The organism is Streptomyces sp. NPDC059695, assembly GCF_042733785.1.
GTDB lineage: Bacteria > Actinomycetota > Actinomycetes > Streptomycetales > Streptomycetaceae > Streptomyces.
This window is the reverse complement of sequence record NZ_JBHWFF010000020.1, coordinates 156,142-173,288: the sequence shown is the minus strand read 5'-3', so window position 1 is coordinate 173,288 and position 17,147 is coordinate 156,142. Positions and strand designations below refer to the sequence as shown.

At 71.1% G+C, this 17,147-nt stretch carries 9 protein-coding genes, 1 tRNA gene and 1 rRNA gene; 10 read left to right on the top strand and 1 reads right to left on the bottom strand.

Annotation, left to right across the window (positions count from 1 at the left end; translation table 11 throughout):
- The first annotated feature begins 147 nt into the window (after positions 1–147).
- A 5S ribosomal RNA gene (gene rrf / locus ACFV2S_RS24755) occupies positions 148–264 on the top strand.
- Between the two features lie 4 nt (positions 265–268).
- Positions 269–341 (top strand) — tRNA-Thr (locus ACFV2S_RS24750).
- A 98-nt stretch (positions 342–439) separates the two neighbouring features.
- On the opposite strand, the gene ACFV2S_RS24745 is transcribed toward ACFV2S_RS24750, so the two are convergent.
- Positions 440–3,085 (bottom strand): SpoIIE family protein phosphatase, encoded by a 2,646-nt coding sequence (locus tag ACFV2S_RS24745; RefSeq protein WP_385563015.1) that lies wholly within the window; start codon positions 3,083–3,085, stop codon positions 440–442.
- A 269-nt stretch (positions 3,086–3,354) separates the two neighbouring features.
- Here ACFV2S_RS24745 and ACFV2S_RS24740 point away from each other — a divergent pair, with 269 nt between their 5' ends.
- The 8 genes from ACFV2S_RS24740 to ACFV2S_RS24705 all read left to right on the top strand — a co-directional run bounded on the left by ACFV2S_RS24740 (position 3,355) and on the right by ACFV2S_RS24705 (position 17,076).
- Complete coding sequence (locus ACFV2S_RS24740; protein WP_385563012.1) at positions 3,355–8,832, top strand: HAMP domain-containing protein; 5,478 nt, start codon at positions 3,355–3,357, stop codon at positions 8,830–8,832.
- 274 nt (positions 8,833–9,106) lie between these two features.
- A complete protein-coding gene (locus ACFV2S_RS24735) occupies positions 9,107–9,781 on the top strand; it encodes a two-component system response regulator (RefSeq protein WP_383801202.1) in 675 nt (224 codons plus the stop codon).
- A 147-nt stretch (positions 9,782–9,928) separates the two neighbouring features.
- Positions 9,929–12,739, top strand: coding sequence for a DNA translocase FtsK (locus ACFV2S_RS24730; protein ID WP_385563008.1), 2,811 nt, complete (start codon positions 9,929–9,931; stop codon positions 12,737–12,739).
- A gap of 222 nt (positions 12,740–12,961) precedes the next feature.
- Entirely contained in the window at positions 12,962–13,786 is an 825-nt protein-coding gene (locus ACFV2S_RS24725) for a helix-turn-helix domain-containing protein (RefSeq protein ID WP_383801197.1), read from the top strand.
- Positions 13,787–13,888: 102 nt separating this feature from the next.
- A complete protein-coding gene (rimO, locus tag ACFV2S_RS24720; protein ID WP_385563004.1) occupies positions 13,889–15,394 on the top strand; it encodes a 30S ribosomal protein S12 methylthiotransferase RimO in 1,506 nt (501 codons plus the stop codon).
- Positions 15,391–16,065: a CDP-diacylglycerol--glycerol-3-phosphate 3-phosphatidyltransferase gene (pgsA, locus tag ACFV2S_RS24715; protein ID WP_385563001.1), complete on the top strand. Its 675-nt coding sequence runs from the start codon at positions 15,391–15,393 to the stop codon at positions 16,063–16,065. The genes rimO and pgsA overlap by 4 nt, the downstream gene beginning before the upstream one ends.
- Complete coding sequence (locus ACFV2S_RS24710; RefSeq protein WP_385562997.1) at positions 16,062–16,583, top strand: CinA family protein; 522 nt, start codon at positions 16,062–16,064, stop codon at positions 16,581–16,583. Before pgsA ends, ACFV2S_RS24710 begins: the two co-directional genes overlap by 4 nt.
- A gap of 109 nt (positions 16,584–16,692) precedes the next feature.
- Complete coding sequence (locus ACFV2S_RS24705) at positions 16,693–17,076, top strand: helix-turn-helix domain-containing protein (RefSeq protein WP_024758922.1); 384 nt, start codon at positions 16,693–16,695, stop codon at positions 17,074–17,076.
- The last annotated feature ends 71 nt before the right edge of the window (positions 17,077–17,147 follow it).

Here is a 17,147-nt window from a genome sequence, read left to right as displayed (position 1 = left end):
CGGATGTGGAAGCCCAGTAATGGGTGGAGCTGACCGGTACTAATAGGCCGAGGGCTTGTCCTCAGTTGCTCGCGTCCACTGTGTTAGTTCTGAAGTAACGAACACGCCCCCCTTTGGGTGGTGCGGCGGTTCATATCTTCATAGAGTTTCGGTGGTCATAGCGTTAGGGAAACGCCCGGTTACATTCCGAACCCGGAAGCTAAGCCTTTCAGCGCCGATGGTACTGCAGGGGGGACCCTGTGGGAGAGTAGGACGCCGCCGAACACCTGCCCTTTTAGCTCAGTCGGTAGAGCGTCTCCATGGTAAGGAGAAGGTCAACGGTTCGATTCCGTTAAAGGGCTCCGAAAAAGAAAAGGCCCCCGCCTCTTGGCGGGGGCCTTTTCGCGTTTCCCGGAGCGATGCGAGCCGGCGCCCCCCGAAGGGGAGGCGCCGGGTGGTGTCAGCTGTGGTCCGGCTCGCGGAGGCGCATCGCCAGGATGGCCATGTCGTCCGAGGCGGGAGCCTGGGCGAAGCGCTCGACCGCGCGCAGGACACGGGAGGCGACCGCTCCGGCCGTCAGGCCCGTACACGTCCTGAGGACCTCGGCCAGGCCGTCGTCGCCCAGCATGCGCGTGCCCTCGCGGCGCTCCGTCACGCCGTCCGTGACGCACAGGAGGACGTCGCCCGGGTCGAGCGTGACCGTCTGCTCGTACAGTTCCAGATCCTCCATGACGCCGAGGAGCGGCTGCGGCTCGGCCGCGGGCTCCACCGTGCCGTCCGGGCGCAGCCGCAGCGGGAGGGGATGCCCGGCGCAGACGACCTTGAGGATCGCCGAGCCGTCCGGCTGCGGACGCATCTCGCCGTACAGCAGGGTCAGGAAGCGGCTGCGGGCGCCCTCGTCGAGGATCGCCGCGTTCAGCCGCTCCAGGACGGCCGGGCCGCCGAAGCCCTCGCGGGCCAGGAGGCGCAGGGCGTGCCGGGCCAGGCCCGTGACGGCGGCCGCCTCCGGGCCCGTACCGCACACGTCGCCGATGGCGAATCCGTAGACGTCGTCCCTGATGGGGAAGACGTCGTAGAAGTCGCCTCCCACCTCGTTGCCCTCGCCCGCCGCCCGGTAGATGACGTCGACCTCGACGCCCGGGATCGTGGGGAGGCCGGGCGGGAGGAGGCTGCGCTGGAGGGACTGGCTGATCGCCACGCGCTCCGAGTACAGGCGGGCGTTGTCCAGGGCCAGCGCGGCCCGGCGGGACAGGTCCTCGGCGAGCTCCAGGATCTCCTGGCGGAAGTGGTCCTCCGAGGGCCTGCCGAGGGTCAGCATGCCGATGACCCGGTTGCGGGCGACCAGCGGCAGGACGACCGTCTCGCCGGCGACCGCGGTCGCGGTCGCCAGGGTGGTGTCGATGCCGGAGGAGAGCGGGCTCGTCGGGTGGTCGAGGGCACGGACCGAGGCGGTCAGCGCGGCGCGGTGCGCGGCGTCGCCCGGGGCGGTCCAGACGCGGGCGCCGAGGGTCGCCACCGGGTCGGGCGGGGCGATGGAGGAGAGCAGCTCCTTCAGGCCGTCGATGCGGTCCTCGTCCTCGTGGAGCACGTACGAGAGGTACGGGTCGGAGGCCTGGTCGGCGATCGTGTAGACCGCGCACCAGGTGGCGAGGGTCGGGACCGTCATCTGGGCCATGAGGGCCAGGGTCTGGTCGCGGTCGAGGGTGCCGGCCAGGAGGTCGGAGGCCTCGACGAGGAAGCTGAGGGAGCCGCGGCGGAGTCGTTCGAGTTCGCCGAGGCGGGCCGACTCGACGGCCAGGGCGATGCGGTCGGCGGCGAACTGGAGGCGCAGGGCCTCCTCGTTGGAGTAGCGGTTCGCGGACTCGGCGGCCACACCGAGCGAGCCGGTGAGGCGGCCCTCGACCTTGAGCGGCACGGTGACGACCGAGCGCATGCCGGTGGCTTCGAGGAGGGGGACGGCGCCGGGGACGGCGGCCAGGTCCTCGTGGACGGCGGGCATGCGGGCGGAGCCGTAGCGGCTGGCGCCGGTCTCCACGGGGACGCGGGCGAAGCGCTGGCGGGCGGCCGGGAGTCCGGTGGTGGCCCGTACCTCCAGCTCCGTCTCGTCGTCGGTGGCGAGGAGGAGGAAGGCGGCGTCGCCGTCGAGCATGTCGCGGGCGCGTTCGACCGTGCGCTGGAGGAGTCCGTCGAGGTCGTCGGGGGCGGGGGAGCCGATGAAGACCTCGAAGGGGTCGGCGGCGCGGCTCTCGGCGCCCGGCTCGGCGACGGGCCGCTGGGGGGACTGGAGGACGGCGCGCTCGTGCTCCCTCACCAGGAGGCAGACCGTGGAGGGCTCGCCCTCGGCGTCGCGGACCCGGAGGTGGGAGGCGTAGACGGGGATCACGCGGCCGTCGGCGCAGCGGATGCCGTAGCTGCCCTCCCAGCGGGAGAGGCGGAGGGCCTCGGCGAGGCCGGTGCCGATGCCGGGGGTGTGGGGCCAGGCGGCGAGGTCGCCGAGGGGTTTGCCGGTGACCTGCTCGGAGCCGTACCCGAAGAGCTCCTCGGCGTCCTCGTTCCAGGAGGTGATCGTGCCGCCGCGGTCGATCTGGGCGACGGCGACGCGGACGCGGGTCTCGGCGACCGGGAGGAGGGCGTCGGGGACGACCGGGCCGGCGGAGCGGGTGCCGACGGGGCGCTGGGGGAGGTTCAGGTGGAACCAGACGTGCTTGCGCGTGGGGGAGTAGTCGACGCCCCAGCGGTGGGCGAGGGCCGCGCAGAGCAGCAGGCCCCGGCCGTTCTCGCGGTCCGGGCTGCCGAGCGAGCGGCCGCCCTGGACGGGGATCTCGCGCTCGGGGTAGCGGTCGGAGACCTCGACGCGGACGCTGTCGTCGGAGCGGAGGCAGAGGACCTCGGCGGCGGTGCCGGCGTGGATGACGGCGTTGGTGACGAGCTCGCTGGTGAGGACGACGGCGTCGTCGACGAGCTCGGGGTGTCCCCAGCCCTGGAGGGTGTCCCTGACGAAGGCGCGGGCGGCCGCGACGGACCGCCCGACGGGCTCGAAGCTGGCAGTCGCCCGCGCGGTGATCACAGCACTCCTCGTACGCGTCTCGACGCCCGGCTCTGCCATGCTCGGTCTGTCCCTCCCGCTGCCCGGTGGTCGTGCACACGCCACACCGCCCCCGCCGGGCGGACCGGGGCGGTTGGACAGCCGGATGCCAGGTTACTTACCTTCACTGTCCGAGCGGATGCCGGTCACCGTTGATTCCGTCCCTCGGGGGTAGGGACGCTGTGCGAAGCTGCCGAACTGTTATCGCCTGGTTCGGTCACGGTGAAACACTGGACAGGCTGACGGCGAGAGCCGGAGCGGAACGGTCGACCCCTTTCGGGAGGGACACGGTGGAGTCTGGCACGGCGGCGCGGCGCGGCGGAGGCAGTGGCACGCGCGCGAGGGGCGGGCGTTCCCGTGGGGGGACGGTCCAGGTGGACGCGGCGGCGCTGGAGCGGTTGCTGGCCGCGCTGGTGTCGATGCGGGACGGGAACTTCCGCAGGCGGCTCACGGTCTCCGGCGACGGGGTCATGGCGGAGATCTCCGCCGTGTTCAACGAGGTCGCCGACCGGCAGATGCACGTGACGGGTGAGCTGTCCCGGGTGCGTCGGGTGGTCGGCCGTGAGGGCAAGCTGTCCGAGCGTCTGGAGACGGGACCCAGCGAGGGGGCGTGGGCGGCGGCGATCGAGGCCGCGAACGCGCTCGTCGACGACCTGGCCCGGCCGGTGTCCGAGGTGGGGCGGGTCCTGTCGGCGGTGGCCGAGGGTGACCTGGACCAGCGGATGGACCTGCGTTCGGAGAGTGCGGACGGGACCGTGCGGCCCTTGCGCGGGGAGTTCCTGAAGGTCGCCCGTACGGCCAACAACCTGGTCGACCAGCTGTCGGTGTTCGCCTCCGAGGTGACCCGCGTCGCCGTCGAGGTCGGTACGGACGGCAAGCTGGGCGGGCAGGCGCAGGTGCGCGGGGTGTCCGGTTCGTGGAAGGACCTCACGGACTCCGTCAACACCATGGCGAACCGGCTGACCGCGCAGGTGCGGGACATCGCGCTGGTGACGACGGCGGTCGCCGACGGTGACCTGTCGCAGAAGGTCACGGCGAACGTCGCCGGCGAGATGCTGGAGCTGAAGAACACCGTCAACCGGATGGTGGACCAGCTGTCGTCGTTCTCCTCCGAGGTGACCCGTGTCGCGCGCGAGGTGGGCACGGAGGGCGAGCTCGGCGGTCAGGCCGAGGTGGCCGGGGTCGCCGGTGTGTGGAAGGACCTCACCGATTCCGTCAACACGATGGCGGGCAACCTCACCAATCAGGTGAGGGGCATCGCCGAGGTGACGACGGCGGTCGCCAACGGTGACCTGTCGCAGAAGGTACGGGTGTCCGCGCGCGGTGAGATCGCCCAACTCGCCGACACCATCAACCAGATGACCGAGACGCTGCGGACGTTCGCCGACGAGGTCACCCGGGTCTCGGGTGAGGTCGGCGCGCAGGGTCTGCTCGGCGGCCAGGCGCAGGTGCCGGGTGCGGCGGGGACGTGGAAGGACCTCACGGACTCCGTCAACACGGTGTTCCGGAACATCACCACGCAGGTGCGGGACATCGCGCAGGTGACGACGGCGGTGGCCAACGGTGACCTGTCGCAGAAGGTCACGGTGGACGTGGCCGGCGAGATGCTGGAGCTGAAGAACACCGTCAACACGATGGTCGACCAGCTCTCCGCGTTCGGTTCCGAGGTGACCCGGGTGGCCCGGGAGGTCGGCGTCGAGGGTCTGCTCGGCGGCCAGGCCGAGGTGCCCGGCGCGGCGGGGACGTGGAAGGACCTCACCGACTCGGTGAACACGGCCTTCCGCAACCTGACGGGCCAGGTGCGGGACATCGCGCAGGTGACGACGGCGGTGGCCAACGGCGACCTGTCGCAGAAGGTCACGGTGGACGTGGCCGGCGAGATGCTGGAGCTGAAGAACACCGTCAACACGATGGTGTCGCAGCTGTCGTCCTTCGCGGACCAGGTGACCCGGATGGCCCGGGACGTGGGCACCGAGGGCCGGCTGGGCGGTCAGGCGCGGGTCGACGGGGTGTCCGGGCGCTGGCGGGAGCTCACGGACTCCGTGAACTTCATGGCCGGCAACCTGACCTCGCAGGTGCGGCAGATCGCGCAGGTGACGACGGCGGTGGCCCGCGGTGACCTGTCGCAGAAGATCGACGTGGACGCGCGCGGCGAGATCCTGGAGCTGAAGAACACCATCAACACGATGGTGGACCAGCTGTCCGCCTTCGCGGACCAGGTGACCCGGGTGGCCCGCGAGGTGGGCACGGACGGCCGGCTCGGCGGTCAGGCGCAGGTCCCCGGCGTGGCCGGTGTGTGGCGGGACCTGACCGACTCGGTGAACGGCATGGCCGGCAACCTCACCACCCAGGTCCGCAACATCGCGCAGGTCGCCACGGCGGTGGCCCGGGGCGACCTGTCGCAGAAGATCGACGTGGACGCGCGCGGCGAGATCCTGGAGCTGAAGAACACCCTCAACACGATGGTGGACCAGCTCTCGAACTTCGCGGAGCAGGTGACGCGGGTGGCCCGCGAGGTGGGCACCGAGGGCATGCTGGGCGGCCAGGCCGAGGTGCAGGGGGTCTCCGGCACCTGGAAGGACCTCACCCAGTCGGTGAACTTCATGGCGAACAACCTCACCATCCAGGTGCGGAACATCGCCGAGGTCACCACGGCGGTCGCCACGGGCGACCTGTCGAAGAAGATCACGGTCGACGCCAAGGGCGAGATCCTGGAGCTGGTCACGACCGTCAACACCATGGTCGACCAGCTGTCGAACTTCGCCGACGAGGTCACGCGCGTGGCCCGTGAGGTGGGCACGGAGGGCATCCTCGGCGGTCAGGCACGCGTGCGCGGGGTCACCGGCACGTGGAAGGACCTCAGCGACAACGTGAACCTGATGGCCAACAACCTGACCAGCCAGGTGCGCAACATCTCCCGGGTCTCCGCGGCCGTCGCCAACGGCGACCTGACGAAGAAGGTCACCGTCGAGGCGCGCGGCGAGGTCGCCGAGCTCGCCGACACCGTCAACACGATGGTGACGACGCTGTCGTCGTTCGCCGACGAGGTGACCCGGGTGGCCCGCGAGGTGGGCACGGACGGCATCCTGGGCGGCCAGGCGCGGGTGCCGGGGGTGTCGGGCACCTGGCGCGACCTGACGGACTCGGTGAACGGCATGGCCGACAACCTCACCGGCCAGGTGCGCCAGATCGCCGCCGTCACCACCGCCATCGCCAAGGGCGACCTCACCAAGAAGATCGACATCGACGCGCGCGGTGAGATCCAGGAGCTGAAGAGCACCATCAACACGATGGTCGACCAGCTGTCGAACTTCGCCGAGGAGGTCACCCGGGTCGCCCGCGAGGTGGGTACGGACGGGCAGCTGGGCGGTCAGGCCCGGGTGCGCGACGTGGACGGCACCTGGCGGGACCTGACGGAGTCCGTGAACGAGATGGCCGGGAACCTGACCCGTCAGGTGCGGGCGATCGCGGCCGTCGCCACGGCGGTCACCCGGGGCGACCTCAACCTCAAGATCGACGGTGTCGACGCGGCGGGCGAGATCCAGGCCCTCCAGGAGAACATCAACACCATGATCGCCAACCTGCGCGACACGACCCTCGCCAACGAGGAGCAGGACTGGCTCAAGGGCAACCTGGCCCGCATCTCCGGTCTCATGCAGGGCCGGCGGGACCTGGACGACGTGGCCTCGCTGATCATGAGCGAGCTGACCCCGGTGGTCTCGGCCCAGCACGGCGCCTTCTTCGTGGCCATGCCGACGGGCTCCGCGCACAGCGACGCCGAACTCGTCGGTGAGGGCGACGGCGCGTACGAGCTGCGGATGCGCGGGAGTTACGGATACTCCGCCGGGTCCATGCCGACCTCGTTCCGTCCCGGAGAGACCCTCATCGGGACGGCGGCGGAGGAGAAGCGGACCATCCAGGTCAACGTGCCGCCGGGCTATCTGAAGATCTCGTCCGGGCTCGGCGAGGCCGCGCCCGCGCACGTGATCGTGCTGCCGGTCCTCTTCGAGGGGAAGGTCCTCGGTGTGATCGAGCTGGCGTCCTTCCAGCCGTTCACGCAGATCCAGCGAGACTTCCTCAACCAGCTCGCCGAGCTGATCGCGACCACCGTCAACACCATCAGCGTCAACACCAAGACCGAGGTGCTGCTCCAGCAGTCGCAGGAGCTCACCGAGCAGCTCAAGGAGCGGTCGGCCGAGCTGGAACACCGGCAGAAGGAGCTCCAGGGGTCCAACCTGGAGCTGGAGGAGAAGGCGGAGCTGCTCGCCCGGCAGAACCGCGACATCGAGGTGAAGAACACCGAGATCGAGGAGGCCCGGCAGGTCCTGGAGGAGCGGGCGGAGCAGCTCGCCGTCTCCATGCGGTACAAGTCGGAGTTCCTCGCCAACATGTCGCACGAGCTGCGGACGCCGCTCAACTCGCTGCTGATCCTGGCGAAGCTGCTCGCGGACAACGCCGAGACGAACCTGACGCCGAAGCAGGTCGAGTTCGCCGAGACCATCCACGGCGCCGGGTCGGACCTGCTCCAGCTGATCAACGACATCCTCGACCTGTCGAAGGTCGAGGCGGGCAAGATGGACGTCTCGCCGACCCGTATCGCGCTCGTCCAGCTCGTCGACTACGTGGAGGCGACGTTCCGGCCGCTCACGGCGGAGAAGGGGCTCGACTTCTCGGTGCGGGTCTCGCCCGAGCTGCCGGCCACGCTGCACACGGACGAGCAGCGGCTGCTCCAGGTCCTGCGCAACCTGCTGTCCAACGCGGTGAAGTTCACCGACACGGGCGCGGTGGAGCTGGTGATCCGGCCGGCCGGCGCGGACGTGCCGCAGTCGATCCGCGAGCAGCTCCTGGAGGCCGGTTCGCTGCGCGACCCGGAGGCCGACCTCATCGCGTTCTCGGTCACCGACACCGGGATCGGGATCGCGGCGAGCAAGATGCGGGTCATCTTCGAGGCGTTCAAGCAGGCCGACGGGACGACCAGCCGGAAGTACGGCGGTACGGGTCTGGGGCTCTCGATCAGCCGGGAGATCGCGCGCCTGCTCGGCGGCGAGATCTTCGCGGCGAGCGAGCCCGGCCGCGGGTCGACGTTCACGCTCTATCTGCCGCTGAGCCCGACGGAGCTCCCGTCGGGCGGCTACGGGCAGGGCGCGCAGGACGCCGAGGACCCGCAGCAGGGGGCCGAGGACGGCATGGCCGGTGCCGGCCACGCGTTCCCGCACTTCCCGCCGCCGCCCGTACGGACGGAGGCGCGGTCCGGGGCCGGGGCGCTGTTCCGGCACCGGCGGAAGGCGGCGGCGGAGGCGACCGGGGCGCGGGGCGCGGTCCCCGGGCAGTTCGGCCAGCCGGTGGCGGACCAGGAGGAGCCGGAGGCCGAGCCGCGCCGTACGTTCGCGTTCTCCGGGGAGAAGGTGCTCATCGTCGACGACGACATCCGCAACGTCTTCGCGCTCACCAGCGTCCTGGAGCAGCACGGGCTCGCGGTGCTGTACGCCGAGAACGGGCGGGAGGGCATCGAGGTCCTGGAGCAGCACGACGACGTGACGGTCGTCCTGATGGACATCATGATGCCGGAGATGGACGGGTACGCGACGACGACCGCGATCCGGCGGATGCCGCAGTTCGCCGGGCTGCCGATCATCGCGCTGACGGCGAAGGCGATGAAGGGGGACCGGGAGAAGGCGATCGAGTCCGGTGCCTCGGACTACGTGACGAAGCCGGTCGACCCGGACCACCTGCTGTCCGTGATGGAGCAGTGGATGCGGGGGCAGTGACTCCGCGCCGGGGGTCCGCGGACGCCCGCTGACGGACTGTCGCCAGGGGCGTGTGAGAGGGCGGGATACGGGGAACCTTCTGGTCTCCCACCGCGTTTGTCGGTACGTGCACAGTGACATCGCGGTGACAGGGTGTGGCGACGGGCGGGGTGCGGCTACGATGACCGGCACAAGGACGGACGGCGCTAGGGAGTCGTCTTCTGGGGCGGCTCCCGGTGCTTCCCCCGGTTCGGGGGACCGGGGTGAGCCGTTGCCGGGACGAGGAGGACGGGGCATGGTGCAGAAGGCCAAGATCCTCCTGGTCGATGACCGGCCGGAGAATCTGCTGGCGCTGGAGGCCATTCTCTCCGCGCTCGATCAGACGCTGGTGCGGGCATCGTCCGGGGAGGAAGCGCTCAAGGCGCTGTTGACGGACGACTTCGCGGTCATCCTGCTCGACGTCCAGATGCCGGGCATGGACGGTTTCGAGACCGCCGCGCACATCAAGCGGCGGGAGCGGACCCGGGACATCCCGATCATCTTCCTCACCGCCATCAACCACGGCCCCCACCACACCTTCCGGGGGTACGCGGCCGGGGCCGTCGACTACATCTCGAAGCCCTTCGACCCGTGGGTGCTGCGGGCCAAGGTCTCCGTCTTCGTCGAGCTCTACATGAAGAACTGCAAGCTGCGCGAGCAGGCCGCCCTGCTGCGGCTCCAGTTGGAGGGCGGCGCCGAGGGCGGTCACGGCAAGGAGTCCGCCGGGCTGCTCGCCGAGCTCTCCGCGCGGCTCGCGGCCGTCGAGGAGCAGGCCGAGGCCCTGTCGAAGCAGCTCGACGACGACTCCGCCGACGCGGCCGCCGTGGCCACCGCCGCGCACCTGGAGCGCAAGCTCACCGGACTGCGGCGGGCGCTCGACGCGCTGGAGCCGGGGACGGGCGCCGCGCCGACGCTGCCCGCCCAGAGCTGACGTACCGTCATCCTCTGTCCCGGATGACGGGTTCGGCGCCCGCGCGCCGGGGGGGCGCCGTGATGCGGCGTCAGCATCGTGCCCCGGCCCGGCCGACACGAACGGGTGAGGCGGACAGGCGGTCTCCACACCGGTAACCTCGGCATCATGGCTTCACGTACGTCCGGCAAGGGTTCCCAGGGCACGGCGAACACCGCGAAACCGCGGGCCGGCCGGACGACGGGCGCCGCGAAGAAGGCGGCGCCCCCGAAGTCGCCCGCCAAGCCGCCCGCGAAGAAGGCGGCGGCCAAGAAGGCCGCGCCCGCCAAGCGGGCCCCCGCACGGAAGACCGCCGCGAAGAAGGCCGCGCCCCGGCCCGCCCCGTCCCCGACCGGGGGCGTCTACCGGCTCGCGCGCGGCGCCTGGCTCGGCCTCGCCCACGCGATCGGCGCGATGTTCCGGGGGATAGGGCGCGGAGCCAAGGGGCTCGACCCCGCCCACCGCAAGGACGGGCTCGCACTGCTGCTCCTCGGGCTCGCGCTGATCGTCGCCGCCGGCACCTGGTCCAATCTGCGCGGTCCGGTCGGCGACCTCGTCGAGATGCTGGTGACCGGCTCCTTCGGCCGGCTCGACCTGCTCGTACCGCTGCTGCTCGGGGCGATCGGCATCCGGCTGATCCTCTACCCGGAGAAGCCCGAGGCCAACGGCCGGATCAGCATCGGCCTCTCCGCCCTCGTCATCGGCATCCTCGGCCAGGTCCACATCGCCTGCGGCTCACCGGGGCGCGGCGACGGCAGCGCGGCCATGCAGGACGCCGGCGGGCTCATCGGCTGGGCCGCGTCCCAGCCCCTGGTCTTCATGATGGGCGAGGTCCTCGCCGTCCCGATGCTGGTGCTGCTCACCGTCTTCGGGCTGCTCGTGGTCACCGCCACCCCGGTCAACGCGATCCCGCAGCGGCTGCGCCTGCTCGGCGCGAAGCTGGGCATCGTCGAGCTTCCGTACGACCCGGCGGAGGAGGAGGGCCACACGGGCCGTCCCGACCACGAGGCGTACGACGAGGAGGGGCGGGAAGCGCGGCCGCGCCCCGCGCGGCCCGTCCGGCGCCGCACGGGCGGGCCAGCGGAGCCGTACGACGTGGACCGGGCCGAGGCGGAGATGCTGGAGCGGCGCGGCCGCTCGGCCCGCAGGACCTCCGGGCGCGAGGAATTCGACTCCGGTCTCGACCCGGTGGACGTCGCCGCGGCGGCCGCCGCCGCGCTCGACGGCGCCGTGCTGAACGGCATGCCGCCCTCGCCGATCGTCGCCGACCTCACCAAGGACGTCACCGCCGAGCGGAACGCGGCCGTGGCGGCGTCCGGCGCTTCCGCCCCCGCCGAGAAGGCCGCTCCCGTACCGCCCGCCCGCGGGGGAGACCGCCCCGGTGGCGGCGTGCCGGACCTGACGAAGCCGGCGCCCGAGCCGGCGGACCTGCCGCCCCGCGCCGAACAGCTCCAGCTGGCCGGCGACATCACGTACTCCCTGCCCTCGCTCGACCTCCTGGAGCGCGGCGGGCCCGGCAAGACGCGCAGCGCCGCCAACGACGCGGTCGTCGACGCGCTCTCCAACGTCTTCACCGAGTTCAAGGTCGACGCGGCCGTCACCGGCTTCACGCGCGGTCCGACGGTCACGCGGTACGAGGTCGAGCTCGGCCCTGCCGTGAAGGTCGAGAAGATCACGGCCCTGACCAAGAACATCGCCTACGCCGTGGCCTCGCCCGACGTGCGGATCATCTCGCCGATCCCCGGCAAGTCCGCCGTCGGCATCGAGATCCCGAACAGCGACCGCGAGATGGTCAACCTCGGGGACGTGCTGCGGCTCGCGGACGCGGCCGGGGACGAGCACCCGATGCTCGTCGCGCTCGGCAAGGACGTCGAGGGCGGCTACGTGATGGCCAACCTGGCGAAGATGCCGCACGTCCTGGTCGCCGGTGCCACGGGCTCCGGCAAGTCCTCGTGCATCAACTGCCTGATCACGTCGGTCATGATAAGGGCGACCCCCGAGGACGTCCGGATGGTGCTCGTCGACCCCAAGCGGGTCGAGCTCACCGCCTACGAGGGCATCCCGCACCTGATCACCCCGATCATCACCAACCCCAAGCGGGCCGCCGAGGCGCTCCAGTGGGTCGTGCGCGAGATGGACCTGCGCTACGACGACCTGGCCGCCTTCGGCTACCGGCACATCGACGACTTCAACCAGGCCATCCGGGACGGGAAGATCAAACTGCCGGAGGGCAGCGAGCGCGAGCTCAACCCGTACCCGTACCTCCTGGTGATCGTCGACGAGCTCGCCGACCTGATGATGGTCGCGCCGCGCGACGTCGAGGACTCGATCGTCCGGATCACCCAGCTGGCGCGCGCCGCCGGCATCCACCTCGTGCTCGCCACCCAGCGGCCGTCCGTGGACGTCGTCACCGGTCTGATCAAGGCGAACGTGCCCTCGCGCCTCGCCTTCGCCACCTCGTCGCTCGCCGACAGCCGGGTCATCCTCGACCAGCCCGGCGCCGAGAAGCTGATCGGCAAGGGCGACGGGCTCTTCCTGCCGATGGGGGCCAACAAGCCCGTCCGCATGCAGGGCGCCTTCGTCACCGAGGACGAGGTCGCGGCCATCGTGCAGCACTGCAAGGACCAGATGACGCCGGTCTTCCGGGACGACGTCACCGTCGGGACCAAGCAGAAGAAGGAGATCGACGAGGACATCGGCGACGACCTCGACCTGCTGTGCCAGGCGGCCGAACTGGTCGTCTCGACGCAGTTCGGCTCCACCTCGATGCTCCAGCGGAAGCTGCGCGTGGGCTTCGCGAAGGCCGGCCGGCTGATGGACCTGATGGAGTCGCGGAGCATCGTCGGGCCGAGCGAGGGCTCCAAGGCGCGGGATGTGCTCGTGAAGCCGGACGAGCTGGACGGGGTCCTCGCCGTGATCCGGGGCGAGTCGGGAGCGTAGCGGCGGGGAGGGCGGGTACCCGGTTCGAGACCGGGCCGAGACTCACTCGTAAGGGAACGGTGGACAACCGTTTCCCCTGGCCGTACGTCAAGTTGGAGGGAGGGACAGAAGGATGTCCCAGCCTCATGGCGTACAAACAGCACCCGCCCGGTTGCCCCACCCTTTCGTACCACCCATAGACTGAACGTCCAGCAGGTGGCTACACGCTCGAAAGGCGCTCTCGTGTCCATCGGCAACTCCCCCGAAGACGACCGGACCTTCCCGGCAGACGACCGGGACCCGATCGGTCGTGCTCTCCAGCAGGCCCGGATCGCCGCCGGTCTCACCGTCGAAGAGGTCAGTGCCTCCACCCGTGTCCGGATTCCGATCGTGCACGCGATCGAGGAGGACGACTTCTCGCGCTGTGGCGGCGACGTCTACGCCCGCGGCCACATCCGTACCCTCGCGCGCGCCGTCGGCCTCGATCCGGCTCCGCTGATCGAGCAGTACGACGCCGAGCACGGTGGACGTCCCGCGCCCACCCCCGCCGCCCCGCTCTTCGAGGCGGAACGTATCCGCCCCGAGCCGCGCAGGCCGAACTGGACCGCCGCGATGGTCGCGGCCATCGTCGCCGTCGTCGGCTTCGTCGGCTTCACGATGTTCAACGGGAACGACGCCCCGAAGGGGACCGCCGTCGCCGACGGCGGCCCCGCCCCGGCCCCGGAGAAGGCGACCTCCGCCGCCAAGCCGAAGCCGGCCAAGCCCGCGCCCAAGCCGACCGAGAGCGCGATCGCCGCGGTCCCGCAGGACAAGGTCACGGTCAAGCTCTCCGCGATCGACGACAAGAGCTGGATCTCCGCGAAGGCGCACGACGGCAAGCTCCTCTTCGACGGGCTCCTCCTCAAGGGCGAGTCCAAGACCTTCCAGGACGACGAGCGCGTCGACCTGGTCCTCGGCAACGCCGGCGCCATCGAGCTCTACGTGAACGGCAAGAAGCTCGACGACAAGTTCGAATCCGGCCAGGTCGAGCGGCTCAGCTACACCAAGGGCGACCCCGAGGCCGGCTGAGACCCGCGCTGAGACGGGCCCCGAGGCCCCCGATGTGACCTCTGTCGCGCAGGTGAACCCTGCGCGACGGGGGAACTGCCGGGACGAAGTAGTCTTGAGTCCATGCCCGAACGCCGTACCGTCGCCCTTGTCACTCTTGGCTGCGCCCGTAACGAGGTGGACTCGGAGGAGCTCGCAGGCCGCTTGGCAGCGGACGGCTGGGAGCTCGTCGAGAACGCCGAGGAAGCGGACGTCGCCGTCGTCAACACCTGCGGATTCGTCGAAGCCGCCAAGAAGGACTCCGTCGACGCCCTGCTCGAAGCCAATGATCTGAAGGACCACGGCAAGACCCAGGCCGTCGTCGCCGTCGGCTGCATGGCCGAGCGGTACGGCAAGGAGCTCGCCGAGGCCCTCCCGGAGGCCGACGGCGTCCTGGGCTTCGACGACTACGCCGACATCTCCAACCGCCTCCAGACCATCCTCAACGGTGGCAGTGTCGAGGCACACACCCCGCGTGACCGGCGCAAGCTGCTGCCGCTGTCGCCCGTGGAGCGCCAGGAGGCCGCCGCGGCCGTGGCCCTGCCGGGACACGGCACCGTGGAAGCCCCCGAGAACGTGCCGAGCGACCTGCCCGACGGCCTGGCGCCCGCCTCCGGCCCGCGCGCGCCGCTCCGGCGCCGCCTGGACGCCAGCCCCGTCGCCTCCGTGAAGCTCGCCTCCGGCTGCGACCGCCGCTGCTCCTTCTGCGCCATCCCCTCCTTCCGCGGCTCCTTCGTCTCGCGCCGTCCCTCGGACGTGCTCAACGAGACGCGCTGGCTCGCCGAGCAGGGCGTGAAGGAGGTCATGCTCGTCTCCGAGAACAACACCTCCTACGGCAAGGACCTCGGCGACATCCGGCTCCTGGAGAGCCTGCTGCCCGAGCTGGCCTCGGTCGACGGCATCGAGCGCGTCCGCGTCAGCTACCTCCAGCCCGCCGAGATGCGTCCCGGCCTGATCGACGTCCTCACCTCGACCGACAAGGTCGTGCCCTACTTCGACCTGTCCTTCCAGCACAGCGCCCCGGACGTGCTGCGGGCCATGCGCCGCTTCGGCGACACCGACCGCTTCCTGGAGCTCCTGGAGACCATCCGCTCCAAGGCCCCCACCGCCGGCGCCCGGTCCAACTTCATCGTCGGCTTCCCCGGCGAGACCGAGGCGGACTTCGCCGAGCTGGAACGCTTCATCACCCACGCGCGCCTCGACGCCATCGGCGTCTTCGGCTACTCCGACGAGGACGGCACCGAAGCCGCCACGTACGAGCACAAGCTCGACCAGGAGGTCGTCGACGAGCGCCTCGCCCACCTCTCCCGGCTCGCCGAGGAGCTCACCGCGCAGCGCGCGGAGGAGCGGATCGGAGAGACCCTCGAAGTGCTCGTCGAGTCCGAGTCGGACGACGAGGACGAGGCGGGCGGCTGGATCGGCCGCGCGGCCCACCAGGCGCCCGAGACCGACGGACAGGTGCTGCTGCTCACCACGGACGGCGGCGCGGGCCCCGGCCTGGCCCCGGGCCGTATGGTCAGTGCGAAGGTCGTCGGCACGGAGGGCGTCGACCTGGTGGCCGAGTGTCTTTTCGAGGAGGCGGGCAGATGACCGGAGTCCCGGCATCCGCGACGGGCGGGACCGGTAGGCCGGCGCCGCGCGGCAAGCTGGGCGCGGCGGCCGTCAACCAGGCCAGCCTGTGGAACATCGCGAACATCCTCACGATGATCCGGCTCGTCCTCGTGCCGGGCTTCGTGGTGCTGCTGCTCCAGGACGGCGGACACGACCCCGTGTGGCGTGCCTGGGCGTGGGCGGCGTTCGCGGTGGCCATGATCACGGACGTCTTCGACGGGCACCTCGCCCGCACGTACAACCTGGTCACCGACTTCGGGAAGATCGCCGACCCCATCGCCGACAAGGCGATCATGGCGGCCGGACTCGTCTCGCTGTCCTCGCTCGGCGACCTGCCCTGGTGGGTCACCGGCGTCATCCTGGCCCGTGAGCTCGGCATCACCCTGATGCGGTTCTGGGTCATCCGGCACGGGGTCATCCCCGCCAGCCGCGGCGGCAAGATGAAGACGCTCGCCCAGGGCACCGCCGTGGGCATGTACGTCCTCATGCTCACCGGCGCCCTGGCCACCTTCCGCTGGTGGGTGATGGCCGTGGCCGTCGTCCTGACGGTCGTGACCGGTCTGGACTACGTCCGCCAGGCGGTCGTCCTGCGGCGCCAGGGGCTCGCGGCGGAGCGGGAAGCCGCGCGGTCGGAGACGGCGGCACGATGACCGTGGCCGCCCGGGTGCTGGCGCTGCTCGCGGAGCGTGACCAGACGCTGGCGGCCGCGGAGTCGCTCACGGGCGGACTCGTGGCCGCCGAGCTCACCTCGGTGCCCGGTGCCTCGGCGTCCTTCCTGGGGTCGGTCACGGCCTACGCCACGCCTCTCAAGCGCGACCTCCTCGGCGTCGACGGGTCCCTGCTCGCGGAGCGCGGAGCGGTGGATCCCGAGGTCGCGCTGCAGATGGCGGCCGGTGTCCGGGACCGGCTCGGCGCCGACTGGGGGATCTCGACGACCGGGGTCGCCGGGCCCGCCCCGCAGGACGGCCAGCCCGTCGGAACCGTCTACGTGGCCCTCGCCGGCCCGGAAGCGACGAGCGCCCGCGCCGGGAAAGTGGTGTCGTTGAGGTTGAACGGCGATCGTACGGAAATCCGTAGAGAGAGCGTACGGAGCGTGCTGGAACTGCTCCATGAGGAACTCTCGGGAAATGCGCGGGCACAGGATACGGAACACAACGGGGGGAATTGATGTTTGCAGCCCTGAGTGAACACGACATCGCTCCCCGCACGGCCGCAGCGCGAGGCGGTACGGTGGGGCGAGAAGGATGCGGCTACGCGGTCCGAGGAGGGAGCCACCGATGATTCTGCTCCGTCGCCTGCTGGGTGACGTGCTGCGTCGGCAGCGCCAGCGCCAGGGCCGTACTCTGCGCGAAGTCTCCTCGTCGGCCCGAGTCTCGCTCGGCTATCTCTCCGAGGTGGAGCGGGGGCAGAAGGAGGCATCCTCCGAGCTGCTCTCCGCGATCTGCGACGCGCTGGACGTACGGATGTCCGAGCTCATGCGCGAAGTGAGCGACGAGCTGTCGCTGGCCGAACTGGCCGAGTCGGCAGCGGCGAGCGAACCGGTTCCGACGCCGGTACGCCCGATGCTCAATTCGGTGTCGGTGACGTCGGTGGCCGGTGTGCCCACCGGGCGGGTGACCATCAAGGCCCCCGCCGAAGCGGTGGACGTCGTCGCTGCCTGAACCGAAGTGGGGCGAAGCCCCCGGGGGGGGGGGGGCGCGGCCCGCGGCGGCGCCCGCCCGGCGCGCGGGCG